This is a genomic window from Paenibacillus sp. Y301 (genome assembly GCF_059445505.1).
Window position 1 is genome coordinate 233,629 of record NZ_JCAIUL010000003.1, and the last position, 24,019, is coordinate 257,647.

Annotated in this window: 26 protein-coding genes and 1 other RNA gene; 19 read left to right on the forward strand and 8 right to left on the reverse strand. The window is 39.8% G+C overall.

From position 1 onward, the window contains the following. Window positions 1-271 precede the first annotated feature (271 nt). The 4 genes from cshA to AC1D69_RS07535 all read left to right on the forward strand — a co-directional run bounded on the left by cshA (window position 272) and on the right by AC1D69_RS07535 (window position 3,717). Window positions 272-1,870: a degradosome RNA helicase CshA gene (gene cshA, locus AC1D69_RS07520; RefSeq protein WP_495455517.1), complete on the forward strand. Its 1,599-nt coding sequence runs from the start codon at window positions 272-274 to the stop codon at window positions 1,868-1,870. 206 nt (window positions 1,871-2,076) lie between these two features. Further along, entirely contained in the window at window positions 2,077-2,880 is an 804-nt protein-coding gene (locus AC1D69_RS07525; protein WP_495455518.1) for a YesL family protein, read from the forward strand. Between the two features lie 86 nt (window positions 2,881-2,966). Then, window positions 2,967-3,157: non-coding RNA, 6S RNA (ssrS, locus tag AC1D69_RS07530), on the forward strand. A gap of 167 nt (window positions 3,158-3,324) precedes the next feature. Continuing rightward, the gene (locus tag AC1D69_RS07535; RefSeq protein WP_495455519.1) at window positions 3,325-3,717 is read left to right on the forward strand and encodes a DUF1499 domain-containing protein; all 393 of its coding nucleotides are present in this window, start codon (window positions 3,325-3,327) and stop codon (window positions 3,715-3,717) included. A gap of 71 nt (window positions 3,718-3,788) precedes the next feature. On the opposite strand, the gene tpx is transcribed toward AC1D69_RS07535, so the two are convergent. Then, window positions 3,789-4,307, reverse strand: a complete 519-nt coding sequence (gene tpx, locus AC1D69_RS07540; RefSeq protein ID WP_495455520.1) for a thiol peroxidase — start codon at window positions 4,305-4,307, stop codon at window positions 3,789-3,791. 116 nt (window positions 4,308-4,423) lie between these two features. On the opposite strand from tpx, the gene AC1D69_RS07545 reads away from it, so the two are divergent. Then, a complete protein-coding gene (locus AC1D69_RS07545) occupies window positions 4,424-5,032 on the forward strand; it encodes a rhomboid family intramembrane serine protease (protein WP_495455521.1) in 609 nt (202 codons plus the stop codon). A gap of 44 nt (window positions 5,033-5,076) precedes the next feature. Then, window positions 5,077-5,997: a glutamate biosynthesis transcriptional regulator GltC gene (gltC, locus tag AC1D69_RS07550; protein ID WP_495455522.1), complete on the forward strand. Its 921-nt coding sequence runs from the start codon at window positions 5,077-5,079 to the stop codon at window positions 5,995-5,997. A 28-nt stretch (window positions 5,998-6,025) separates the two neighbouring features. Here the strand turns inward: gltC and AC1D69_RS07555 are convergent, their stop codons facing one another. Both AC1D69_RS07555 and AC1D69_RS07560 read right to left on the reverse strand, forming a co-directional pair. Continuing rightward, window positions 6,026-6,706, reverse strand: a complete 681-nt coding sequence (locus AC1D69_RS07555; RefSeq protein WP_495455523.1) for a zinc metallopeptidase — start codon at window positions 6,704-6,706, stop codon at window positions 6,026-6,028. A gap of 48 nt (window positions 6,707-6,754) precedes the next feature. Beyond that, on the reverse strand, window positions 6,755-7,186 hold the full coding sequence (locus tag AC1D69_RS07560) for a MerR family transcriptional regulator (protein ID WP_495455524.1): 432 nt from the start codon (window positions 7,184-7,186) through the stop codon (window positions 6,755-6,757). 273 nt (window positions 7,187-7,459) lie between these two features. Here AC1D69_RS07560 and AC1D69_RS07565 point away from each other — a divergent pair, with 273 nt between their 5' ends. From AC1D69_RS07565 to AC1D69_RS07575, 3 genes are all read left to right on the forward strand, one after another. Beyond that, entirely contained in the window at window positions 7,460-8,872 is a 1,413-nt protein-coding gene (locus AC1D69_RS07565; RefSeq protein WP_495455525.1) for an ammonium transporter, read from the forward strand. Between the two features lie 69 nt (window positions 8,873-8,941). Further along, entirely contained in the window at window positions 8,942-10,021 is a 1,080-nt protein-coding gene (locus AC1D69_RS07570) for a DUF294 nucleotidyltransferase-like domain-containing protein (protein ID WP_495455526.1), read from the forward strand. Further along, window positions 10,018-10,755 (forward strand): exonuclease domain-containing protein, encoded by a 738-nt coding sequence (locus AC1D69_RS07575; RefSeq protein ID WP_495455527.1) that lies wholly within the window; start codon window positions 10,018-10,020, stop codon window positions 10,753-10,755. Before AC1D69_RS07570 ends, AC1D69_RS07575 begins: the two co-directional genes overlap by 4 nt. On the opposite strand, the gene AC1D69_RS07580 is transcribed toward AC1D69_RS07575, so the two are convergent. Then, the gene (locus AC1D69_RS07580) at window positions 10,741-11,214 is read right to left on the reverse strand and encodes a M67 family metallopeptidase (protein WP_495455528.1); all 474 of its coding nucleotides are present in this window, start codon (window positions 11,212-11,214) and stop codon (window positions 10,741-10,743) included. The two genes, AC1D69_RS07575 and AC1D69_RS07580, sit on opposite strands and share 15 nt — an antisense overlap. A 218-nt stretch (window positions 11,215-11,432) precedes the next feature. On the opposite strand from AC1D69_RS07580, the gene AC1D69_RS07585 reads away from it, so the two are divergent. Beyond that, entirely contained in the window at window positions 11,433-11,990 is a 558-nt protein-coding gene (locus AC1D69_RS07585; protein ID WP_495455529.1) for a TlpA family protein disulfide reductase, read from the forward strand. A 72-nt stretch (window positions 11,991-12,062) separates the two neighbouring features. Here AC1D69_RS07585 and cimA read toward each other — a convergent pair whose 3' ends face one another. Next, window positions 12,063-13,682, reverse strand: a complete 1,620-nt coding sequence (gene cimA / locus AC1D69_RS07590) for a citramalate synthase (RefSeq protein ID WP_495455530.1) — start codon at window positions 13,680-13,682, stop codon at window positions 12,063-12,065. Window positions 13,683-13,866: 184 nt separating this feature from the next. On the opposite strand from cimA, the gene AC1D69_RS07595 reads away from it, so the two are divergent. The 3 genes from AC1D69_RS07595 (at window position 13,867) to AC1D69_RS07605 (ending at window position 17,102) form a co-directional block, all read left to right on the forward strand. Continuing rightward, window positions 13,867-15,159 (forward strand): DNA polymerase IV, encoded by a 1,293-nt coding sequence (locus tag AC1D69_RS07595; protein WP_495455531.1) that lies wholly within the window; start codon window positions 13,867-13,869, stop codon window positions 15,157-15,159. A gap of 149 nt (window positions 15,160-15,308) precedes the next feature. Continuing rightward, complete coding sequence (locus AC1D69_RS07600; RefSeq protein ID WP_495455532.1) at window positions 15,309-15,551, forward strand: ferredoxin; 243 nt, start codon at window positions 15,309-15,311, stop codon at window positions 15,549-15,551. 138 nt (window positions 15,552-15,689) lie between these two features. Beyond that, the gene (locus tag AC1D69_RS07605) at window positions 15,690-17,102 is read left to right on the forward strand and encodes a L,D-transpeptidase (protein ID WP_495455533.1); all 1,413 of its coding nucleotides are present in this window, start codon (window positions 15,690-15,692) and stop codon (window positions 17,100-17,102) included. On the opposite strand, the gene AC1D69_RS07610 is transcribed toward AC1D69_RS07605, so the two are convergent. Then, a complete protein-coding gene (locus AC1D69_RS07610; RefSeq protein ID WP_495455534.1) occupies window positions 17,099-17,236 on the reverse strand; it encodes a hypothetical protein in 138 nt (45 codons plus the stop codon). The genes AC1D69_RS07605 and AC1D69_RS07610 overlap by 4 nt on opposite strands. A 187-nt stretch (window positions 17,237-17,423) precedes the next feature. Here AC1D69_RS07610 and AC1D69_RS07615 point away from each other — a divergent pair, with 187 nt between their 5' ends. From AC1D69_RS07615 to AC1D69_RS07640, 6 genes are all read left to right on the forward strand, one after another. Beyond that, entirely contained in the window at window positions 17,424-18,518 is a 1,095-nt protein-coding gene (locus tag AC1D69_RS07615) for a quinone-dependent dihydroorotate dehydrogenase (RefSeq protein WP_495455685.1), read from the forward strand. Between the two features lie 35 nt (window positions 18,519-18,553). After that, window positions 18,554-19,366 carry a GTP diphosphokinase gene (gene yjbM / locus AC1D69_RS07620; protein ID WP_495455686.1) on the forward strand — a complete coding sequence of 271 codons (813 nt, stop codon included), beginning with the start codon at window positions 18,554-18,556 and terminating at the stop codon, window positions 19,364-19,366. After that, window positions 19,356-19,820 carry a DUF309 domain-containing protein gene (locus AC1D69_RS07625; RefSeq protein WP_495455535.1) on the forward strand — a complete coding sequence of 155 codons (465 nt, stop codon included), beginning with the start codon at window positions 19,356-19,358 and terminating at the stop codon, window positions 19,818-19,820. Before yjbM ends, AC1D69_RS07625 begins: the two co-directional genes overlap by 11 nt. Before the next feature lie 223 nt (window positions 19,821-20,043). Continuing rightward, window positions 20,044-20,799: a pseudouridine synthase gene (locus AC1D69_RS07630; protein WP_495455536.1), complete on the forward strand. Its 756-nt coding sequence runs from the start codon at window positions 20,044-20,046 to the stop codon at window positions 20,797-20,799. Between the two features lie 43 nt (window positions 20,800-20,842). Next, complete coding sequence (locus AC1D69_RS07635; RefSeq protein ID WP_495455537.1) at window positions 20,843-21,643, forward strand: Cof-type HAD-IIB family hydrolase; 801 nt, start codon at window positions 20,843-20,845, stop codon at window positions 21,641-21,643. A 176-nt stretch (window positions 21,644-21,819) separates the two neighbouring features. Beyond that, entirely contained in the window at window positions 21,820-22,245 is a 426-nt protein-coding gene (locus AC1D69_RS07640) for an Ohr family peroxiredoxin (RefSeq protein ID WP_495455538.1), read from the forward strand. Window positions 22,246-22,317: 72 nt separating this feature from the next. Here the strand turns inward: AC1D69_RS07640 and AC1D69_RS07645 are convergent, their stop codons facing one another. Both AC1D69_RS07645 and AC1D69_RS07650 read right to left on the reverse strand, forming a co-directional pair. Further along, a complete protein-coding gene (locus tag AC1D69_RS07645) occupies window positions 22,318-22,755 on the reverse strand; it encodes a MarR family winged helix-turn-helix transcriptional regulator (RefSeq protein ID WP_495455687.1) in 438 nt (145 codons plus the stop codon). 115 nt (window positions 22,756-22,870) lie between these two features. Then, the gene (locus tag AC1D69_RS07650) at window positions 22,871-24,016 is read right to left on the reverse strand and encodes a GGDEF domain-containing protein (protein ID WP_495455688.1); all 1,146 of its coding nucleotides are present in this window, start codon (window positions 24,014-24,016) and stop codon (window positions 22,871-22,873) included. Between the last annotated feature and the right edge of the window lie 3 nt (window positions 24,017-24,019).

The following is a 24,019-nucleotide window of genomic DNA, read 5'->3' on the forward strand; positions in this document are numbered from 1 at the left end:
TTGTGATATAATGTATTGGATGTTCTTGAGTAGGGTTGTACAATAGTATTATTTTTGCATTATTTCGGCTAAATAATAACCGAATAGTCATTTAAAAGGTTAAAAATCCGGATAAAAGGTATGAACATTCAACCATTCGTTCATACAATATTTACGGCATGTATGGCTACCCTATACGTATGCCGCTACTTAAGAATACAGAGATGAATGTGGAATGTCTACTTGAACGACAAAGTGGAATGTCCACTATATAGAAGGAGCATGAATATATTTGAAAACATTTGCAGAATTTGGCTTGGAGCCTAAGATCCTCCAAGCAATTACGGAGCTTGGATTTGAAGAATCTACGCCAATTCAAGACCAAGCTATTCCTATCGCTATGTCAGGAAGAGATCTGATCGGTCAAGCACAGACAGGTACCGGAAAGACAGCAGCATTTGGTTTACCTTTGATTTCCAAAATCCCTAAAGAAGAAGAAAGAATTATGGCGTTGATCATGACCCCAACTCGTGAGCTTGCAATTCAAGTAGCAGAAGAAATCGGTAAGCTTTCTCGCTTCAAAGGAATTCGTTCATTAGCTATTTACGGTGGTCAAGATATTAGCCGTCAGATTCGTTCCCTTAAGAACAAACCTCAGGTTATCATTGGAACACCTGGACGTCTTCTTGATCATATTAACCGTAAAACAATTAAATTGACTGATGTTCAAACTGTTGTATTGGATGAAGCAGATGAAATGCTTGATATGGGTTTCATGGATGATATCCAATCCATTCTGAAGTTGGTTCCAGCAGAACGCCAAACGATGTTATTCTCTGCAACGATGCCTGCTAACATTCAGAAGCTTGCTCAGCAGTTCTTGAATAACCCTGAACACGTATCTGTTATTCCTAAGCACGTAAGTGCTCCACTTATCGATCAAGCGTACATTGAAGTTCCAGAACGTCAAAAATTCGAAGCACTTAGCCGTCTAATTGACATGGAATCTCCTGAACTTGCTATCGTATTTGGACGTACTAAACGTCGTGTTGATGAATTGTCTGAAGCTTTACAGAAACGTGGATATTCAGCAGACGGACTACATGGTGATTTGTCACAGAATCAACGTGACGCAGTAATGCGTAAGTTCCGTGATGGAAGTATTGATGTTCTTGTTGCTACAGACGTTGCAGCACGTGGACTTGATGTTTCGGGTGTAACACATGTTATTAACTTCGATCTACCTCAAGATCCAGAAAGTTATGTACACCGTATCGGTCGTACGGGTCGTGCCGGTAAAGAAGGAACGGCTTGGTCGTTCGTAACACCACGTGAAATGGATCATTTCCACTTCATCGAGCGTGTTACTCGTCACCGCATTACACGTAAACCACTTCCAACAATGGCTGAGGCTATTGAAGGTAAACAACGCGTTACAGCTGAAAGATTGCTTGAAACGTTGGAGAATGGTGATTTGAACGAGTACAAAGGCATTGCAATTCAATTGTTGGAACAATATGATTCCGTTCAATTGTTAACTGCAGCTATGAAATTATTGACTGGTGAGAAAAAGGATACAGATATCCATTTGACTCCAGAAGATCCAATGCGTGCGAAACGTCGTAAACCAGACATTCGTAACGGTCGTAAACCATCAGGTAGCTACGGTGGTTCACGTAATGGATCAGGTTCAGGTGGTAGCGGTAGTGGTAATTATCGCCGTGATCGTGATAGCAGTGGTGGCGGAAGTCGCGGTGGATACGCAGGTAAAAGCAGCTACAACAAAGATGGTGGAGCTAGTCGTGATTCTTCTGCACGTACGAACAAACCACGTCCAAGCAGTAGCAACACTAGCCGTCCAGCTAAACGTCCTGACAGTTCTTTCGAATAATAGGATGATCATAAATAAAAGACGAAGAGTATTATACACTTCGTCTTTTTCTTTATGCTCAATAATTACATGAGATAGCATATACATAACTAGAAATTGGGAGATCTAAAGTACCTAACGTATCTTTTGAAATTAGACACTGGTATTGTTCATACTAAATACGGTATATTATTATGTACAAGCTTGTTTACTGAGGAGGAGAATTCTTGGAATTTAAAGGAACCATGGGAGGAATCTATAAATTAACAGAATGGATTACGAGGATTGCGTATAGTAACATTCTGTGGCTAGTCTGTTCGTCGCCATTTCTACTTGTATTATTACTTAAATTTATTATGCTTCAGCAGACGGAAGCGACGGCAAATGATCACGTATTGTTAAATTGGGTTATGGGTATCTTGGCACCGTTTACATTGTTCCCGGCCATTTCTGCTTTATTTAATGTCGTACGTAAATGGGTAATGGGTGATTCAGATGTGCCAATCTTTCGTACCTTTTTTAAGGGGTATAAAGATAATTATAAACAATCGATGATTGGTGGTATCTTTTATACATTACTAGTAGTGATTATGTGGGTAGATTATAAGGTTTATATGACCATGGATAACCTGCAGTTAATTGGTGGAGTCATGCTCCTTCTGTTATTTGTACTACTTGTATCCATGTTTAATTTCTTCTCTATGGTTGTCCATTATCACATGGGTATTTTACTTATTATTAAAAATGCTGTTCTTCTAACGATTATTCGTCCATTTCGAATGATTGCTACGGTATTGGGGACAGGGTTATTGTTATACATTTCTTCAATGTACCCAGTAGTAATCATCTTCTTCAGTATCACGATCATCGCTTTGTGGGCGTTCTTTAATTTCCATGGATCTTTCCTGAAGATGCAGGAGCAAGCAGAACGTTTGAGATTGTTGGAAGAAGAGAAACAAGAAAAGATTGCCGAAGAGAATGAAATAGAAGTATCTTCTATTGAAGAAAATATGACTGGACATAAATCATAAACAGCGAAATGAAGTTGTAATAAAATGGATTGAGAAAACGGCTTCATTTGAGTTTACTTTTATATTCATTGGGATTATAATAAAATCACATCCTGCGATGTTCGCCACGGTTAATCGTTATTTTGAACCAATGATGATGTCTAGGGAGATCAATAAGAAGCGTAGCTGAAACGCCCTGTCTATATGACATGGGGACTTCAAAAACATTTCTGCGGTCACCCACCTGCTACTGCAGGTTCAGAAGACAATTTAACCGGACGGCATAAGCGGGATTCCTTTTATTTATAATGATTTTGTTAGTAGCATTCCAATGTCGAAGATTTATCGATATTGGAATGCTATTTTTGGTTGGATTATGAGATTCTGTAGTCAACCTCTTTTGTTCTGAAGAGTTCAATGTTAAACTATTAGGTATTGATGGATATATATAAAGGGGGAACGGTCTTGTCGTTAAAGAGAGTTTTAGTGGGGATCATACGTAGTCAAGAAGGAACGGGTGACCGAGCGAAAGATCCTAAAATGAAAACGCGCTATTACAATTTATCGAAAGACAAGGCATGGGAGGAAATTTCGTCCACGCTCAAAAAAATTCCAGGGTACAAAGTTCTGCATGAAGTTCCATCTGTTGGAGAGATTATTCTAGAGAAAAAGACTTCTTTTGGACGTACTGTGGACATTACTGTATCTATTCTTTCGGTTGGTCCTGTGCGTAGTGCTGTGGATATATATTCTGCCTCTAGAGGTTCGCTTGGTGATTTGGGAGCGAATTATCGATTCATTCTACATTTATTTGGTACGTTAGATAAGAAGTTGGCTAAATACAAAGTATCGCAATAATTTGTACACGTTATATGAAGAAAAAAGCGGGAGAAAGATAGTCTCTTTCTCCCGCTTTTTTAAAACGTAAATTACAGCAATGATTTAACAGCTGCTACAGCAGCTTCATAATTTGGATGTTCAGTCATTTCAGCAAGATATTCAACATAAGTGATCTTATCGTTTTTGTCGATTACAAAGATCGAGCGCATATCAAGACGGAATTCTTTGATTAGTACACCATAAGCTTCTCCAAATGAAGCTGACTTATGGTCAGATAGTGTTACAATGCGTTCTACACCTGCTGCACCGCACCAACGATCTTGTGCGAATGGAAGGTCCATACTGATCGTAAGGATGATAACGTCGTCACCTAATTTGTCAGCTTCTTCATTGAAACGATGAGTCTGTGCATCACATACTCCTGTGTCTAGAGAAGGAACAACACTGATAAGTTTGATTTTTCCTGCATAATCTTTAAGTGAAACATCTTCAAGAAGATTCTTACTAACTGTGAAGTCAGGAGCGGAATCACCTGCTTTTAATTTAGGTCCAACCAATGTAATAGGGTTACTCTTAAAAGTTGCAATACCAGTACGTTCTTGTGCCAATGTGATTTTCCTCCTTGATATTTTGAATTAAGTAAAGACTGTCAAAGTAATTATAGTCTTTTTGGAATAGCATTACCAATGCTTATGTTGTTAGTATAGAGTAAAGGAAGGGTACTATGATATTTATCCGATATGAAAACTGGAAAAGTTATTTGAAGTATTACCCTGTAACATCGCTATTGTTGTTGGCTAACATTATTATGTTCTTCGTTTTAACTTTCAATGGCGGATCTACCAATCGAGAGACGCTGTATAAGTTTGGTGCGTTGGTATATGAAGGAGAAAGCTGGAGGTTTGTGACCTCAATGTTTCTTCACAATGGGTTTGAGCATCTGTTGTTTAATTGCTTTGCTTTATTAGTATTTGCGCCACCTCTTGAACGACTACTGGGTTGGTGGAGATATGCTGTGTTGTATATGTTGAGTGGCATTATAGCAAATGTTCTATCATCTGCTTACTTCACTCAAATAGGTGAGTTGTTTATATCTGTAGGAGCCTCAGGGGCTATTTATGGGGTGTACGGTGCTTTCTTGTACATTGCATTGTTTCAACGAAAAATTATGGATGAGGCCTCACGCAAGACATTGTATGCTATGCTTATGTTTGGAGTTGTATTTTCATTCGTTGTTGCAAGTATCAACTGGATGGCACATCTTGGCGGTCTAGTTGGAGGTTTCTTCATATATGGACTTATTATCAGATTGCTTAAATTACGACGACGATAACTAAAGATCAAGATCATACATTCTAGAATGGAGAGATCACCCGCGTGGAACTGAGACAGTTGCACTATTTCATGAAAGTTGCACAGAAAGAGCATGTAACTCAAGCAGCCGAGGAACTTCATGTAGCTCAGTCTGCTGTGAGTAGGCAGATCCATCAATTGGAACAGGAGCTAGGCGTAGATTTGTTTATGCAAAAGGGAAGAAATCTGCAATTAACTCCTGTTGGTCATTTATTCTGCAAACGTGTTGAGAGTCTGATGAAGGATTTAGATAAGGCTGTTGCTGAGGTCCATGAATTCCTGGATCCTGAGCGAGGGGAGATCCGCATTGGTTTTCCACACAGTCTAGGTATTCATCTGATCCCATCGGTGGTGTCAGAATTTAAAAAACGTTATCCTAATGTGAAATTTCGATTCAAACAAGGAATGTATCCATCACTGATAAAGGACGTTATATCTGCTGAAGTGGACCTTGCATTCATATCTCCATTTCCTGAAGGTCATGATCAGGTAGAGGGAGATGTGGTCCTAACTGAAGAGATGTACGCTATTCTACCTCTCAACCATCCACTGGCTCAAGAAGAGTCTATAACATTGGATCAATTGAAAGATGATAAATTCATTTTGTTTAGTAAGGGCTATTCTTTACGTCCCATTGTTTGGCAAGCTTGTCTTGAAGCTGGATTTACACCTCAGATAGCATTTGAGGGGGAGGAAACAGATACCATTCGTGGGCTTGTTGCAGCGGGGATGGGTGTTAGTCTTTTGCCAGGAATGGCTTTCTTTCAAAGTAATCCACTACAACCTGCACGAGTTAAAATAAGTGAACCTAGAGTCACACGTACGATTGGATTAATTCATAGATCAGATGACAAGCTCCCTTTAGTTGCTCAGGCATTTCGTAATTTCTTACTTCATTATTTCGAACTTATAACTACAAATAACAAAACCCCGTTCGGTTCTTAACCGATCGGGGTTTCTTTTGTTGTAACTATTAATCGCGACTACTAGTGAACATCATGATATATCGAATTAACTCAAGAAGAGAGATTAAAGCAGCGGCCACATAAGTTAAAGCAGCGGCATTTAATACTTTGGCAACACCACGTTCTTCATCGTTCGTAATGTAGCCTTGTTCTACCATAATGTTACGAGCGCGACTGCTGGCATTGAATTCAACAGGCAAAGTAACAACTTGGAAGGCAACAGCAGCGGAGAAGAAAATGATCCCTAGACCAATTAGATTGGTGTAAGAAAAAATAATTCCTGCAATGAGTAAGAATGGTGCTAATCCTGAAGCGAAATTCACGACAGGGAACATCCGATGTCTCAAGACTAACATGGGATAACTTTCTTTGTGTTGAATGGCATGGCCGATCTCATGGCAGGCTACTGAGACAGCTGAGATAGTGTTCTCGTAATACACCGGTTCGGATAAGCGTACGACTTTGTGGATAGGGTCATAATGATCGGTTAGTGAACCTCTTACAGGTTCGATCGGTATATCTTGTAGACCGTTTGCATCGAGCATGCGTCGAGCAGCTTCATATCCTGTAAGACCGTTATGATTCTCTACCTTTGCCCATTTATTAAATGTACCTTTAACTCGAAATTGCGCCCATAGTGAGAAAATAAACGCAATAATGATGAGAATAAACATGGAATTAGAATTCATTTACTTGACCTCCTATTAATAGTTATACCTCGAATTGTTCTGAAGGATTCACATCAATGGTCCGTGATCCAATAAGAGCTTCAATGCTTCTATGCAAGCTGCTCCCGAAGGGAGCAGCTGTGTCAGCATGCGTTTAGCTTGCACAGGCTTCATTTGTTCAATGAAAGGACTGAGTTCCTTAACCTCTTTCTCTAACTGCAGCATACACTGTTCTAGATGGGTTAGTTTGTCCGATACCTGAGCTTCCTCGGTGATCGTGTTCCATTTGTCGAGTTTTTCCTTTATTTCTTCCAAAGTATACTTCTCTTGTTTTAATTGATTAATACGCATTAAACGCGCAGAGGTTTCAAAGCTATAAAGGCGATAATTTTTCTCTGTTCGACTTTCAGGAGTAATTAATCCTAATTTAGTATAGTAGTCGATTGTTCTTTGGCTAACGCCGGCTACCTTTGCTAACTCTCCGATCCGGTACAATATCATATCCCCAATGTGAATCACCCCGTTTAATATAAAGTATGATTGAAACTCTCATCATATCCATTAAATTATGATACCTGATGGATAACCATACAGTCAAACGTTATGCTCTCTAATGTAAGTTGAATCAAGACAATACATAACATGAATTGTTAGATGATAAATATTTTAAAAAAAGTCTTGTCAAAAATAACCCGTTTTGCTTATAATGGCAATAAGAGTTTCATCCTGTGTAAGCATATATAACATATAAATACATTAGAGGGAGTGGGAATCATGAAAAAGAGAATGTTGGGGATTGCTTTTGGAATGCTTGCGCTGTTGGCTTTTCCTTTGAGTGCTTTTGCAGATGACGGTGCAACGAATGCACAATTACAAGCGGGAATTAATTCGGTCTTCGTTTTTCTAGCGGTTATGCTTGTGTTCTTCATGCAAGCTGGATTTGTACTTTTAGAAGCTGGATCAGTTCGAATGAAGAATGCCGGTCACGTTGCAGGTAAAACAATATTAACTTTAGGAATTTCCGTTATTGTTTTCTGGGCCGTTGGATTCGGTCTAGGGTTTGGTAATGGTAATGGAATTATTGGTACAACAGGCTTTTTCTTAAGTGGAGAAGATATGGCTAGTTCATTCGATTCCCTCGCTTTCTCGGATGTATCTTTAACCGTTAAGTTCCTATTTCAATTATCTTTTGCAGCGATCGCATTAGCTATTGCCTCAGGTGGTATGGCGGAACGTGCTAAGCTGAGTGTTTATATTATCTTTGGTACATTGTTCATGCTTGTCATATATCCAGTCGTAGCTCACTGGGTATGGGGTGGAGGATGGCTTGGAACAATGGGTATGCAAGACTATGCCGGATCAACTGTAGTTCATTTGACAGGTGCAACAGCGGCTCTTGTAGCAACATTCTTATTGAAACCACGTCTAGGAAAATATAATAAAGAAGGTAAACCAAATGTTATTCCAGGACATAACCAGGTATATACTGTACTGGGTGTTATTATTCTCTGGATTGGTTGGTTTGGATTTAATCCAGGTAGTGGGTTATCAGGGTTAGGCGATTTCTTCGGATACGTATCCCTTAACACTAATATTGCAGCTGCTGGAGGAGCACTCGCGGCACTTGCAATCTCATGGTTGGTATTTGGTAAGGGTGATATTCCAAGTATGCTAAATGGTGTACTTGCTGCATTGGTAGCTATAACAGGTTCTTGTGCTTTCGTTGAACCTTGGGCTGCAGTTCTCATTGGTGCAGTTGCGGGTACGATAGCATTCTTAGCAGGTCAATGGTTAGAACGTGCTGGTCTAGATGATCCGATCTACGCTGTATCTGTTCATGGTATTGCAGGGATCTGGGGAGCTATTTCAACAGGATTATTCGCAACAGCAGAATTGGCTGAATCGACGGGTGTAGGTCAAGCGGGATTGTTCTATGGTGGTGGTCTTCACCAATTAGGAGTTCAAGCGTTAGGTGTTGCAGGTACCTTCGCATTTGTATTAGTGATCTCAGCTATTATTCTTGGAGTTATGAAAGCTACGATGGGAATTCGTGTTACAGAAGAAGAAGAAATGATGGGTCTAGATATTAGTGAGCATGGAACTTATGGATATCCAGAGCAAATGAAATTGCTTACAGATGCTGAAGCTTTATCCCGTCTGAATAAATCGACTCCCCCTGTGAACTAAATGGAAATCATGTCCTGATATTCTGGTTGAAATACAGATCAGAATGCTCGGAGGAGAGGGGCGTACAACATGAAATCGCTGACTTCAATGGATCCCAATTTAGATTTTACAGGGATTACAGATGCGAGCTCGTGGGACCAATTAAAGGAACAACGTATCGCATACCAGAGTCATCTTCAACAGTTGAGGACTATCATGCCGGTCTCGGAGTGGTTGTTACTTATTAATCAGATGCATGATCTAATTACAATTAGAGCATTGAACCTTTGTGAGAAAGAGATGATGGAGGGCGGACATGGTCTGCCTCCCGTTGTTTATTCTTTTATCGTATTCGGTAGTGCAGGACGCATGGAATCTACCATGTGGAGTGATCAAGATAATGGTCTTGTTCTGAGTGATGAGTCACACGACTATAAAGATCAATATTTTGAATTGTTTTCTAACCTTTTATGTGATCAATTAGCGTATTTAGGATATGACAAATGTAAGGGAAAGGTCATGTGCTCGGAACCACTTTGGAGGAAATCCTTGAAAGAATGGGAAGAGACTTTAACAAATTGGCAAAATGATCTGAGTTGGGAACCTATTCGTTATCTAATTATTGCTGCGGATATGCGTCACATTGCTGGAGATCAGAGCTTAGCTGATGGGTTGAAAGAAGTTTTCTATCGCGGGTTCAAGAACGTTCCTAACCTTCATGATGCTATATTACGGAATACGGTCAGGCACAAGGCAACATTAAACGTACTAGGACAAGTGGTGACTGAACGTTTTGGTGAGCATGCTGGTGGTTTTGATATTAAATACGGGCTGTATATCCCATTAGTAAATTTCGTGAGGTTCATGGCTTTGCAATTTGGTGTGAGAGAAACCTCCACTAAAAAAAGATTAGAAAAGTTATTATCTTTGGACTCTGACAATGTGTTGCTAGAAAGCTGTCAAATGGCTTTTGAAATATCTGTGAAACGAAGGGTGAGTACGCCATTTATAGTATCAGATGGACTGTACATCAGCAGTAACTATTTATCAGAGAAAGAGCTCAAGAAAAAACCGCTAATGCAAGAACTTCGTGAATGCTTAGGTGTAGTTAAAAGGACACATAGAGCACTACAACGTCAGTTGCGTTACGCGGAAAGGAGAAATACATGAAGGAGCCGGTACGGGGTAACAATGGATTATGGAGCACGTTTCGGCAGGGAGGTATACCTTCTGCTATAGCGTCTGTAATGGGAGCCCCTACCGCTCAACATATGGCATTTATTCGTTCATTAATGAGAGAACAACGTAGACCTGAGGTTCTTAGTGTTCCTTTATCTAAACTCGAAACCGTTGTATTCGATCTTGAAACGACAGGTTTCGCTCATCAACACGGGGATGAAATTTTATCTTTCGGTGCTGTTAGAATGGTGGGTGAAGAGATTATAGAAGAAGAACAGTTCTACTCATTGGTGAATTGCCGTAAGCTTGTTCCGGAATCTATTACTGAATTAACAGGAATCACACAGGAGATGACAGATGGCGCTCCAACACTAATGAATGGTCTGCATGACTTTATGTTTTTTGTCGGGGGAAGAGTGCTCATCGCTCACGGTAGCGCTCACGACAAGGCATTCTTGAATGCGGCTTTGTGGAAGACGTCAAAGGTAAACTTAGGCCATCGTGTGATTGACACGATGATGATCGCTCGCTGGCTTGAACCGCAGCGAGGAGGATATGGTCTCGATGAATTACTAATGGATCATGATATTCCCATTAAAGGAAGACATCATGCTTTAGAGGATGCATTGATGACAGCCAAGCTCTGGCAATCTTATATGGAGGATCTTTCGAAGCGCAGGGTAGACACCCTGGGAGATCTATATGCTTACTTAAGTCAGTGTTAACTGGGTGGGTGTGAGACCATAGATTTGCGTTGTTTCTGTATTAGAGTGATAGGTAGGATGAACGATACGATAGGCCTGGATGTTAATAGATGTGCCATCTTGAATAGGTGAACAGATCAAATATACATCCAATAAATGTCCATACGCATGTAGATGGGTTAAATCATCTTGAGAAGGGATGGGAAGTGAATGGGGATGGGAATGTACAATTCCTATTAACTTTTCAGATTTCAGACAGATCGGAATCCATTCTTCTGGATGGAAAGTGAATGCGTGCAGCGGGTCTGGCGCTACGTTACGGATGGGTTGAAATTGCTCAATTCGTATGCCGCCCGCTGTAGCAGTACCCAGTAAGACCCCGCAAGCTTCTCGTGGTAGCTGAAGAAGTGTGTGCGCTGTAAGCTCCCGAGCTACGGCAGCATCAATAAACATTTCATCATTTACTGGAAGTTTGGTCATTTTGATTTACCCCTCTCTCTTCTTTGGCTTCTGCGTTCTCGCAGAAGTCCTTTTTATATATAATTTAAGCTTATATTTCAACGCTAAACGTTGCTTTGCGGCTAAAGAACGGCGAAGCCGGTTAGACTTGTTTATGGATAGTATGAATCAATTGTAAGTTCTTGAAGAAAGAGGGTAGAATAATAGGTAACAACTTAACGTAAAGGAAACGATATGTCATGAAACGTAATGGTTATATTGTCATCGCTGCATTAATTCTGATAGCGATCGCTATTTTTCAGAATACAGGTTCAAGTTCGAGGATTCAAGCTGTATTTCAGATGGATCGACCTCTTCCTACGGAGACAGGTCCACAAGCGGGATTGTTAGCTCCTCCGTTCTCCTTAGAAGGATTGGATGGGGAGAAGTATCATGTAGGTGGCGAGCAAGAGAAAGCTGTTATTGTGAACTTCTGGGCTTCGTGGTGTGACCCTTGTCAGGAAGAAGCTCCTGAATTAATTAAACTGGCGGATACGTATCAAAAAGAACTTACCATACTTGGAGTAAATGTTACCAAGTATGATAATAAGAAGAATGCTGAAAAATTCGTAGATAAATATCATATCGATTTTCCAGTGATGCTGGATTTAGAATCAACGGTATTTGATCAATACAAAGGGGCAGTATTTCCTACGAATGTATTGATTGATAAGCACGGCGTTATTCAAGAGATTATTCTTGGTATCGTATCTGAGAAAGATTTAGAGAAAAAGGTGAAAAAGCTAATTCAATCATAACTGTTGCTAAAAAGCACGGTAGCCACCTGGCTACCGTGCTTTTTATGAAAACATTAGAACATTTCGTAACAGTTAATGATTAACAAGGCCATGTTGCCCGTTGTTGTCCATTTCTGTTGCATTTTGTGGACTTTGACCTAAGAGGGCATAGCGAATACTATCGACTAACGCTTCCCAACTGGCTTCAATGACATTGCCTGACACTCCAACGGTATTCCATGTACTATTCACATTTTTGGATTCGATAAGGACACGTACTTTAGCTGCTGTGGCATCTTTCTCATCTAAGACGCGAACTTTATAGTCAGAAAGGTGCATTTCTTTGAGGATTGGAAAGGATTGCACAAGAGCCTTACGTAGCGCATTATCAAGTGCATTGACGGGTCCATTTCCCTCTGCAGCGGTATAGACGCTCTGACCATCAATGTTTAATTTAACAAAAGCTTCAGATACAACAGGTTTACCTGCACTTTTCTCAACAAGCATCTTGAATGATTCGAAGCTGAATAGTTCAGATATCTGTCCATTAGCTTCACGCAGAAGTAACTCCAATGAAGCATCCGCTGCTTCGAATTGATAGCCTTGATGTTCTAGATCTTTTATCTTATCAATGACCTTACGGGATTGCTCGTTACTTGGATCGAATTCTAAGCCCATTCCCTGTGCTTTAGATAGAATATTACTCTGACCAGCTAATTCGGATACAAGGATCCGTTGTTTGTTACCAACAAGTTCTGGTGAAATATGCTCATAGGTGCGTGAATCTCTAAGTATTGCCGAGACATGAATGCCTCCCTTGTGTGCAAATGCTGCATTGCCTACGTAGGGTTGGTTCACAGGCATGTGAACATTAGCAATTTCACTTACAAATCGAGCAGTGTTAGATAGTTGAGATAATGAAGTGGGTTCGATACAGTCGTATCCCATCTTTAGCTGAAGAGTAGGGATAATCGAACATAGATTGGCATTTCCACAGCGCTCACCATACCCATTAATCGTACCTTGAACTTGACGCGCTCCTGCTTGAATAGCACTTAGTGTATTGGCAACAGCAAGTTCACAGTCATTGTGTGTATGAATACTCAATTTCGCTTGTGGGATTTGTGAGACTACTGAGGAAACGATATCATGAATCTCATGTGGTAAAGTTCCTCCGTTCGTATCACACATCGTCAACCAATTGGCGCCCGCATCCTGCGCTTTCTTGAGAACCGCAATGGCATACTCCGGATTATTCTTAAATCCATCGAAGAAATGTTCTGAATCAAATACGACTTCAAGTCCATTTTGTTTTAGATAAGCAATGGAATCGTAGATCATAGCTAGATTTTCTTCCAATGTTGTCTGCAGTGCGGTATGAACATGGAAATCCCATGACTTACCTACGAGGGTTGCAGCTTGTGCGCCAGAATCAATAATAGATTGTAAATTCCGATCTTGCGCTGCTTCTGTATTTTTACGTCTTGTGTTTCCGAATGCTGTTATTTTTGCGTTAAGGCCTAGATCTTGAACTCTTTTAAAAAATTCGATATCCTTGTTGTTGCTTCCTGGAATACCACCTTCAATATATTCAACACCCAAATCGTCTAGTTTTTTGGCGATTTTTAATTTATCATCAGCTGATAAACTGACTCCTTCACCTTGGGTGCCATCTCGTAAAGTTGTATCAAATATAGAAATAGATGTAGACATGGTATCCTCCTTGGAAGTCTTTCCCTAACGTGATTTTTATAGTTCAACATTATATCACTTCTATGCTGGAATGTAACAAAGAATTCAATATTTTGTCTTAGCATGATCCCTTGACCTGTAGTTTAACGGGGGGGTATGCTGACATTAAGTTCATTTATATAATAGATGAAGAAAGGATTTTAGTGTGAGAAACCTTGATGAATATTATCCGGCTAAAGGCAGGGTTATCCTTCATGTTGATATGAATGCATTCTACTGCTCAGTACATGAAGCGGAAGAACCTAATAAATACCGTGGTAAACCAACCGCTGTAGCTGGAAGTGTTGAACTCCGCAAAGGAATCATCGTGACGTGTTCATATGCTGCAAGACGTCTTGGTATTTCCACAGGAATGCTTGTGAATCAAGCCTTGAAGAAATGCCCTACTCTTATAATGATATCACCTAATTTCGATATATATCGTAAATACTCAAATGCTTTTATGGAGATAGCTTATGGATACACACCTTGTATGGAAGCGACATCTATTGATGAATGTTATTTAGATATTACAGGTTCCAAACAATTTGGTACACCTGAGGAGATTGCTACAATCATTCAGAAGAAAATTTATGAGGAGCTCGCTCTTCCTTGTTCTATCGGGATCGCTCCGAATAAACTTCTTGCGAAGATGGCTTCAGATATGAATAAACCTAACGGTCTTACTATACTGCGCATTCGAGACGTTCCTAAAGTGCTGTGGGATAAGCCATGTGATCAATTGTTTGGCATTGGTGGTAGAACGGCAGATAAATTGCGTAAATTAAATATTCATACGATAGGGCAATTAGCTAAAAGTGAAGAAAACTTACTAAAACAGGCCTTCGGTGTGCTTGGTGTATGGATGAAGCAGGCAGCGAATGGAATAGATCACTCTCCTGTATTGGAGATTCGTGAACAGAGCAAGTCCATAGGACATACTACAACACTTCCTTCGGATATCTATCTGAAAGAAGATGTGAACCGTGTTCTTCTCAATCTGAGTGATCAGGTTGCCCGTAGGCTTCGGCGTAAGCAGTTAGTCGCTGGGGGGGTACAGATCACGATTCGTACACCAGATATGAAGACGATTACTCGAACACATACGTTGAGTGCTCCAACAGAAAACACAGAGGATATTTATACGGAAGCATGTAAATTATATAATGAACACTGGAGCTGGGATAAGCCCGTTCGATTATTGGGTGTTACGTTGCAACAACTTACGCCAAAAGAAGAATCAGCCATTCAATTAGATCTGTTTAATTATGAACAACAACCTAAGAAAGAATCATTAACCAAAGCAATGGATCTATTACGTAATAAATTTGGCGAGAATGCTGTCCTGACGGCGGGTATGTTAGGAGATGACCCATCTGTATTACTTAGAAATCATAAAGTTAGAGGTACATCATTACAAATGGATTTCAGGGATAAAGAGGATGGAAATTCAGTATAATTGTTTGAACATTTAGCAAAATTGTTTGAACATTTAGCAAATATGTCGAAAATGAATTGAAAATTCATATTTTTTGGTTTAATATTATGGCTAAATGATATTGGACTCACAGTCAGTAATGAATGGGTACACAGGAGGAAGAGGAAATTATGGCTAAATATACATGGGTAGAGAAGGATACATGCATTGCATGTGGAGCATGTGGTGCAACAGCGCCAGATATTTACGATTATGATGATGAGGGTATTGCTGAAGTCATCTATAAGGATGATGCTAATCATGGTGATACAGAAATTCCAGAAGAGTTATATGATGATCTCGATGATGCATGTGATGGATGCCCAACAGATTCCATTAAAATTGCAGACGTTCCTTTTAATAAAGAGGGTTAATTAGCTAGTTTAGAATGAATGAATCCAATAAATTGGTTTGATAGGCATTTTCCACACGGACCATCTGTGAGGGAGGTGCCTATTTTTTTTTGACTAATGTGCCGATATAATAATTAAAATAAGTTTTTGGAGGTCCAGATGAAAGATTCGTTATACCTCAAAAAATATGTACAGATGCATCCTGATAATAAAATGGGATGGTATTTATTGGGTAAGGAATACGAAAAAAATGGTGAAGAAGGTAAAGCAAATTACTGCTTTAACCAATCTAGTGAAGTATACGAAGCTTTCGAACATAGTAAGGTTCCAGATGATTTGTGGGAAGAATATCAATATAGATTATTACAGCTAACACGTGATCAAGAACGACGTTCGAATAAAGCTCGTATCTTTTTACTGGCTCTTATGATGATGCTGTTAATCTTTATACCTACAACATTAAATGCTCCAGGCCATCAACCTATAGCTACTGTGGATCAAGATGTAACAAGTGAAGTAGAGGAACAATCAGAGATAAAGGTCGATAAGAAAGCAACGCTGAATTCTGATGTTGTTGCGACTCCATTATTTACTGCGCGAGCTGTAGGTTCCTTACAAGAAAGGGAACGTATTTTATCTCATATGTTGTCTCGTCCTGCAACAATACCTGTCAACCTTGTTGTTCTAGGTATGGAAAAACAAAATCAGTGGCTCTTATGGAAAAGTAGTATGCCTATTGCGTATACATTAAACAGAAATGAAGATAAAACAGTGACGTATCAATCCTATGATCCGGCTGAATGCGAATGTGAACCATCTGAGGATTCGAAGGTCAAAGCTGCTGGACGTCTGTGGATAAAAAAACAGGAGGATCTTCTAGTCCTCTCGAAGGCTATCCGATCTTTCGCACTACAAGAAGGGCGACCTCCTATAAGTCTGAGTGAATTGGTACAACCTTTCCCTCGGAATTGGTTATCTGGATCTACAGAAGTTATGAGGAGTCACTTTGGTGAACTTAATGCAGCGTATGCTAGTGAATTATCGAAAGCACAGCCTTCGTCACCTTCGGGGACTACGAAGGGAAATGAAATTACACCATTGGCGAGCGCGATAGGGAATGATGTCTATTTCAAAGAACCACTAGAAGTCATTGTTGATGTACAAAACCATCGATTGGCTGTCGTTAGTGGTAACATCATGTTACGTAATTATAAAGTGGGATTAGGTGGATCCAAAACGCCAATAGCTGAATTCGTTATTACAGATAAAGTGGTAAATCCGAATGGTAAATCTAATGGTGAATTTGGTAGCCGTGGCATGCAGTTATCTGATAGTAGGTATGCTATTCACGGAACGAATGAACCTGATAGTATTGGACGGGATGAATCCAATGGGTGTGTCCGTATGTCGAAAGAAGATGTAGAGGAGTTATTTGATCTTATTCCTATGGGGACAAAAGTGAAGATAGTGAAGGGGGCCTTGCCTGATGGCTTGCTGGTTCCAACAGAACGTTATCAAGCACAGCATAGGCATGATCAGACGAACCCCCGCAAAACATACCGCTGGCTTTAACCGTTTACAATAAGTAAAACGATCATGACTATGATGATCAAAGCTAGACTAAGACCAACCCATAAAACCGCCTTTTTATTCACTTCCTGTTTACTGTTGTGATGGAGTGTCGGTGGTTTGCGTTTGGTTGTCATAATGATCAACCCTCTTTCTATCATTTTTAGTAGCGTAACCCAATTGTAATAGGTTTATATGTAAATTGCTATAGCGCTATTTAAGAGATATTGTGGAACTCTAGAAGGTGGATTTACTTTCTTTTTAGTCCGTAAAAGGCTAAACTGTACTATAGAGAAAACAGTGGATGGAGTTGAAGATAAACCTGTGTTGTACAGAAATGTGGCTAAACCGTTATTTTTCAAAATAGATCCAGAGAAAGCACATCATCTTGTCGTTGGAGGTTTACATACGGTTGGCTCCATACCGGGTGCACCCCATGCATTAAGTAGTATGTGGGGAGTTAAGGAGACTCCGGATTTGGCTGTTGATTTGTTCGGATTACATTTTCACACACCGGTGGGTCTTGCAGCTGGATTAGATAAGAATGCAGAATCTGTAGATGGGTTCTCCTCTATTGGTTTTGGATTTATGGAAGTGGGAACTGTTACACCTAAAGGACAATCAGGGAATGACTTGCCACGGCTGTTCAGACTTCCACCAGATGAAGCGCTTATCAATCGGATGGGCTTTAATAACGAAGGCGCGGAAGCGATGGCACAAAGACTTTCAGTCATTCACAACCGTCGAATTCCTGTGGCAATAAATATAGGGAAGAATAAGTTGACACCAAATGAAGAAGCTTATATGGATTATCAGCAATGCATTCGTGTATTATTTCCTTACGGTGATTTCTTCGTTGTGAACATCAGCTCACCGAATACTCCAGACCTGCGTAATCTGCAATATGGTAATGAACTCTCATCTCTTCTTGATCATATTATGGAAGAAATGAAGGAACAAGAACGTAAACATGGTGTTAGCAAACATATTCTGGTTAAAATTGCTCCGGATGTTAGTGATTTGGAACTCGAATCTATGGTAGAAGTTCTTGAAGCAAGTGGCGTTTCAGGAGTCATAGCATGTAATACGACATTATCTCGTGAAGGATTGAATCATGGTAATGCGAAGGAAAGTGGAGGACTGAGTGGCAAACCACTGCGCACCAGATCCACTGAAATTATATCTCGGATCTACAGCCAGAGTCAGGGTCGCCTGCCTATTATAGGTTCAGGGGGGATCTTTACTGGTAAAGATGCTTACGAGAAAATTAGAGCAGGGTCAAGTCTGGTTGAAATCTATACATCCCTTATCTATGAGGGTCCAGATGTGAATCGGAAAATACATGCAGAGTTAAGAAATTTGCTTCGTCAGGATGGATTCAGTCATATATCTGAAGCAGTAGGTGCTGATCATCACTGAGGATGGAGAGACAGGAGGCACGTTGAAATATGGGGATGGACAACAGGGATTGGGGCATGTTTTTGCTCCCATATGAACAGACAGTAGAGGAACTTAAAGTTAAGTTTAAAACGATGCGATCTGAATTGAAGAAGCGTGAAGAATATGCTCCGATTGAATTTGTAACAGGTAGAGTTAAGAAAATATCCAGTATTCTCAATAAGGCAAAACGCCTTGATGTTCCTATGGATCAACTTGAGAGTGGGATTGAGGATATTGCTGGAATTCGGATTATGTGTCAATTCGTAGAGGACATACGACGCGTAGCTGAATATATACGTAATCGTAAAGATCTGAAAGTATTGTATGAGAAGGATTATATTACGAATTATAAAGAGAGCGGATATCGAAGCTTTCATATGATTATTGAATATCCGGTACAGACGGCTCTTGGACAAAAGATTGTTCTAGCTGAGATTCAAATTCGTACATTGGCTATGAACTTCTGGGCAACCATAGAACATTCCCTAAGTTATAAATACCGGGAAAGCTTACCTGATAATATCCGTAAACGATTGAAGAAGGCTGGAGAAGCGGCATCGATATTGGATAGTGAGATGTCGAGTATCCGTGAAGATATATTAGAAGCTCAGAAACAATTCGAAGAAGACTCCAATGTGACAACACAAGTGTTATCACTTATCCACCAGTTATACTTTTATCATCTCGTTAATGAGGCGATTGGCTTCCAAGATCGATTTAATGACATCTGGCAGCGACATGAAATGGATGAAATGAAGTTGCTATTGGATGAAGTGAAGCAACTGATTGCTGCAACCAAAAAAGGTGAAGATCCGGATGAAATATGAGAAGCTATACATTTTCTACCTCATTTATTTCAATCGTGACCAAGATTACTTCGAATGTCATGAGGTATTAGAAGAGTTATGGCTTCATAATAATCGTGATCCACTATATAAAGGACTACTGCAGATAGCGGTTGGACTATATCATTTTCGCAATCATAACATTAGTGGCGGTAGAAAAATGATGCATAGTGCAGCAGAACAACTGGAGAAATACCCATCCATTACACTTGGTATTGAATTGGGTTCATTAGTGAGTCAAGTTCGCCAATATGACAAGGCGTTAGAGCAATATGAGGAGTCTCCATTTCCTTATTATGACCTTTCCATTGTGATTGTTGATCCAGAACTTCGACAAGCGGTAGAGGATGCTGAAATTAATCTTAAACCTAATATTCCACAACGTAGGGGACCTGAGCGCAGTCGGAACAAGAAGGAGACACATGACGGTAAATAGCTTTAATGATCTGAACCAATGGCATGAGTATTGTCTTTGGAATAATGAAAGGAGCAACCCGCTATGTACATAATAGCGGGTTGCTTCGTTAAATGAATGCGTATGTATGAATTTTCCTTTGCGAGAAGGATTGGACAAGGAGCCATATGTATGAGAGACTTGTAAATTACTTAACAAGTATAAATATATGGGTACGTAATCGTAGGTTGGAGGTGGCATGACCATGAGTGGAGGGAAACGGAAGACACAAAGAATTGACAAAATTCTAGTTCATCTGGGCCACGGTTCAAGAAGTGATATCAAGAGAATGGTGAAACAAGGAAATATTAAGGTCAACGGAACCATCGTGAAGGATAGCGGATTGCATGTGGATCCTTACAACGATGCTGTGGAGTTAGATGGAGAAATCATTGAATATAAGGAATTTATTTATCTTATGATGCATAAGCCTCCTGGTGTTGTATCAGCAACGGAAGATAAACGAGAGGCTACAGTTCTAGACCTATTAGATCCAGTGCATGCTGTGTTTGAACCGTTCCCTGTGGGTAGACTAGATAAAGATACGGAAGGTTTGTTACTTCTTACGAACGATGGGAAGTTTGCACACAATTTATTATCCCCACGAAAACATGTTCCTAAGACGTATGAGGCATATGTGGACGGGGATGTTGGATCAGATGATATAGAACAGTTCGCTATGGGTGTCACGCTGGATGATGGGTATAAGACATTACCAGGGGAGCTAGAAGTGCTTAGTCATGAACAGAATGAAGATCAAGTCATTTCGAGAATTTCGCTTACGATACATGAAGGAAAGTTTCATCAGGTCAAACGCATGTTTGAAGCCGTAGGTAAAAAAGTAATATATCTCAAACGTGTTCAGATGGGAGATCTTCATCTGGATCCTATGCTAGAAATAGGGACATATCGAGAACTGAGCCTTGAGGAATTATCCTTGCTAGTCAAGGAATCACAATAAATAGAAATAGATAAATATAGAGATAGTAAAGGATGGATGAGAAATGCAATACAAATTGATTGCTCTGGATCTAGATGGCACACTATTGAATGATGATCATGATATTAATGAGCAGACTATGAAAACTGTTAAAGCTGTATCTGATGCGGGTGCAGAAATCATTGTATGTACAGGTCGAGGACCTCAGAACTCCATTCCTTTTATGGAAAAGATGGGGTTACAGGGATACGTTATTAGTCATAATGGAGCAGCGACTGCAAAAGTTGAAACAAGAGAGATTGTTCACCAATTTCCAATGGACCCGATGATATTAAGCCCATATATAGATTATTGTCGAGATAAGGGGATTCATTTCGATGTAAATACGGCATTTGAAATGTTCGTGGATAATGTAGATGGACTAGATGAAGTAGTACGTAGTATGTATGAGAATTATCTGACATTACCAGAGAATTTGCCAGCATGGTCAGATTTTAAAGAGCCTATCGTCAAATTTACGATGTTTGGTGAACCGAAACAATTGGATGATGCATTTAAGGAATTAAGTACATGGACACATGAAATTAATATGCTCCGCAGTGGAGAATTTTTCATTGATCTAATGAACAAAGAAGCCTCCAAAGGGAACGCTCTTAAACAACTTGCTATGAAGAGAGGTATTCAACAGGAAGAGATTCTAGCTATAGGGAATTATTATAACGACATTACAATGCTTACTTATGCAGGTAAAGGAATTGCCATGGATAATTCGCCGATTGAAGTTAAAGCAGCGGCAGATGAGATCACGTTATCCAATAATGAGGATGGCGTACATGCAGCGCTCGTTAAATATTGTCTTTCTTAATTGTATGTGAGAGCTAATTAACTACAAATAGACTACCTTTGCAACCACACTCGTGGACAGAGGTAGTCTATTTCTATTGTATAAATGATTTGTTGATTTGCTATTGCTATTCTCATAATAGTGTTGTAAAATTTAATTGTGCACAACTAATATAATTTGGATAGGGGATAATAACGATGACAAAGACATTATTTACAACAACAGTAACGGTTGATGGAGGAAGAGAAGGAACGGCTAGATCTGAAGATGGAAACTTTACAGTGGATATTGCAATGCCTGGAACCCCTAGGGCAAAAGAAATGCCAGAAGCAACGAATCCTGAACAATTATTTGCAACGGGTTATGCGGCTTGTTTTGATAGTGCTTTGCAGACCGTCGGAAGAGTTGAGCGTGTTAACTTTGAATCCCAAGTTACTGCAAGCGTCAGCCTAATGATGGGTGAAATGAACGAGTACAACTTGGCTGTAAAGTTAGCCGTAAAGGGTTCTGGAGTCGATAAAGACACATTTGAAGCATTGGTTCATAAAGCACATCAAATGTGCCCATATTCAAAAGCGATCAGCGGGAATGTTGATGTCGCGTTTGAAATTAATGTAGATTAATCCTCGGCATACATTTATATATAAACAACAAAAGAACGCTTGAGATGATCTCAAGCGTTCTTTTGTATTTGGTTAGAATGACTGTAAAGTTTGTAGTAACTGAAGAAGGGAAGCTTTCAGTTCTTCAACGGTTTTCTTATCATCACCAGCCATCTCTGCAATGGTCTTGGGAATGAGGCAAGCCTCTTCTTGTAGACCAAAGCCTTTGTCTGTCAGTTGAACCATAACAGATCGTTCATCTTGAGAAGATCGCTTCCGAATGATTAGACCATTGTGCTCCATTCGTTTCAGCATAGGGGTTAACGTTCCTGAATCTAGAGAAAGTAGTTCACCTAACTTCTTAACTGTCAGTGTATCTTGCTCCCATAGGAGAAGAAGGACAAGATATTGAGGATACGTGATATCAAGCTTCTCAAGCAACGGTTTATACTTTTTTGTCATTTCCCTCGAACTTGCATACAGAAGGAAACATAATTGATTCTCCAATACATGTTCAATGTTATTTTTCATCATATCACCAGCTAATCGTAGTCCATCTGATATGTGAGCATATCAAACTTATCTTTAATATAATCTTTATACTTTATAAAATAAAGCGAAATTACTCTATACCTAGTTAATGACGTCAGATAGGTTCTGATTTGGCTTCTTTTTTTGAAGATGGGGTGTGAAAAGGTGAGACTTTATTCTTACCTGTTGTTTTGGAGCGATACATCGCCTGATCCGCTTGGGATATCAATTCATCTGCAGTAACATTCTTTCGGAGACTACTGTAGCCTACACTGATCGTCACGATCGTCTCATGTTCTACACGGGCTCGGATACTTTCTGCGATCTGACTTACTTTAGCTCGTTTGTCCACTAATGCCGCTACGAGTTCTTCTCCTCCATATCGGCCAGTTAGCCCTACTCCAGATACTTCTTCCTCCATGATGGCGGATACTTGCTTCAGTACTTGGTCAGCCTTACCATGTCCCTGCGTATCATTCAATTTCTTGAAATTATCAATATCACAAAAGATAACAGAGACTTTCAACCCTTGATCCACATATCGCTTCATATTCTTCATGAAAAAACGTCGGTTATATAGATTGGTTAAACCATCTGTAATCGAAGAACGATAGATGGATTGCATCTGCTCAACAATTCGTTCAAATAAGATAAAGAAAATGACGGTGTAATACGTCAGAGGAAGAAATAATCTCACGGTATTAAAAGTACTACTTAAGTCGTCAGCATAGCGATAGATGATGTTCATGATGACCCAGATAAGACTGATTAATATACCTGTGATGTATTTACTTCGTTGCCCAATGCGTGGCGAGATGACGCAGAGACCGATAATAATAATAACTCCTTGATACAAACTGAGATATAGATGTTGGCCTAAACTTGTGTCAAATAGAGGCAGTCCTGTCGCAAATAGCGGCACAAGAAATAGGAAGATCATAAAACCAAGAAAGATATAAGCTCTTCGGTTCATTTTGCGATACAGTAAAAAGACAGATACGTTTAAAAGAAGAAATGAGAAGACCTGCATTCTAGCTGACCAAATGGAAAATTCCGATCCGCCACTTGAAAGGTTGAAATGGATGTTCAGTCCTTCATATGTCATAATAAAGAGGAAAGCAAGCACCATATAAAGATAAGCTTTTTTGCGTTGTTTGCTGTACATAATGAAGCACATTACCGTCATAATGAGTACTATGTATAGACCACTTGCTGCGGCGATCCCCGGTATGACAGGGGACGACCATGGAGAAGATACCATCAA

What these genes read in the sequence shown, in the direction of transcription:
- AC1D69_RS07575 (WP_495455527.1), top strand. Translation starts at nt 10,018, where the DNA reads ATGAAGGAGCCGGTACGGGGTAACAATGGATTATGGAGCACGTTTCGG.
- AC1D69_RS07600 (WP_495455532.1), top strand. Translation starts at nt 15,309, where the DNA reads ATGGCTAAATATACATGGGTAGAGAAGGATACATGCATTGCATGTGGA.
- AC1D69_RS07645 (WP_495455687.1), bottom strand. Translation starts at nt 22,755, where the DNA reads ATGAAAAATAACATTGAACATGTATTGGAGAATCAATTATGTTTCCTT.
- AC1D69_RS07545 (WP_495455521.1), top strand. Translation starts at nt 4,424, where the DNA reads ATGATATTTATCCGATATGAAAACTGGAAAAGTTATTTGAAGTATTAC.
- AC1D69_RS07565 (WP_495455525.1), top strand. Translation starts at nt 7,460, where the DNA reads ATGAAAAAGAGAATGTTGGGGATTGCTTTTGGAATGCTTGCGCTGTTG.
- yjbM (WP_495455686.1), top strand. Translation starts at nt 18,554, where the DNA reads ATGGACAACAGGGATTGGGGCATGTTTTTGCTCCCATATGAACAGACA.
- AC1D69_RS07650 (WP_495455688.1), bottom strand. Translation starts at nt 24,016, where the DNA reads ATGGTATCTTCTCCATGGTCGTCCCCTGTCATACCGGGGATCGCCGCA.
- AC1D69_RS07610 (WP_495455534.1), bottom strand. Translation starts at nt 17,236, where the DNA reads ATGACAACCAAACGCAAACCACCGACACTCCATCACAACAGTAAACAG.
- AC1D69_RS07560 (WP_495455524.1), bottom strand. Translation starts at nt 7,186, where the DNA reads ATGATATTGTACCGGATCGGAGAGTTAGCAAAGGTAGCCGGCGTTAGC.
- AC1D69_RS07605 (WP_495455533.1), top strand. Translation starts at nt 15,690, where the DNA reads ATGAAAGATTCGTTATACCTCAAAAAATATGTACAGATGCATCCTGAT.
- cimA (WP_495455530.1), bottom strand. Translation starts at nt 13,682, where the DNA reads ATGTCTACATCTATTTCTATATTTGATACAACTTTACGAGATGGCACC.
- AC1D69_RS07555 (WP_495455523.1), bottom strand. Translation starts at nt 6,706, where the DNA reads ATGAATTCTAATTCCATGTTTATTCTCATCATTATTGCGTTTATTTTC.
- AC1D69_RS07640 (WP_495455538.1), top strand. Translation starts at nt 21,820, where the DNA reads ATGACAAAGACATTATTTACAACAACAGTAACGGTTGATGGAGGAAGA.
- AC1D69_RS07585 (WP_495455529.1), top strand. Translation starts at nt 11,433, where the DNA reads ATGAAACGTAATGGTTATATTGTCATCGCTGCATTAATTCTGATAGCG.
- AC1D69_RS07580 (WP_495455528.1), bottom strand. Translation starts at nt 11,214, where the DNA reads ATGACCAAACTTCCAGTAAATGATGAAATGTTTATTGATGCTGCCGTA.
- AC1D69_RS07625 (WP_495455535.1), top strand. Translation starts at nt 19,356, where the DNA reads ATGAAATATGAGAAGCTATACATTTTCTACCTCATTTATTTCAATCGT.
- AC1D69_RS07570 (WP_495455526.1), top strand. Translation starts at nt 8,942, where the DNA reads ATGAAATCGCTGACTTCAATGGATCCCAATTTAGATTTTACAGGGATT.
- AC1D69_RS07630 (WP_495455536.1), top strand. Translation starts at nt 20,044, where the DNA reads ATGAGTGGAGGGAAACGGAAGACACAAAGAATTGACAAAATTCTAGTT.
- AC1D69_RS07635 (WP_495455537.1), top strand. Translation starts at nt 20,843, where the DNA reads ATGCAATACAAATTGATTGCTCTGGATCTAGATGGCACACTATTGAAT.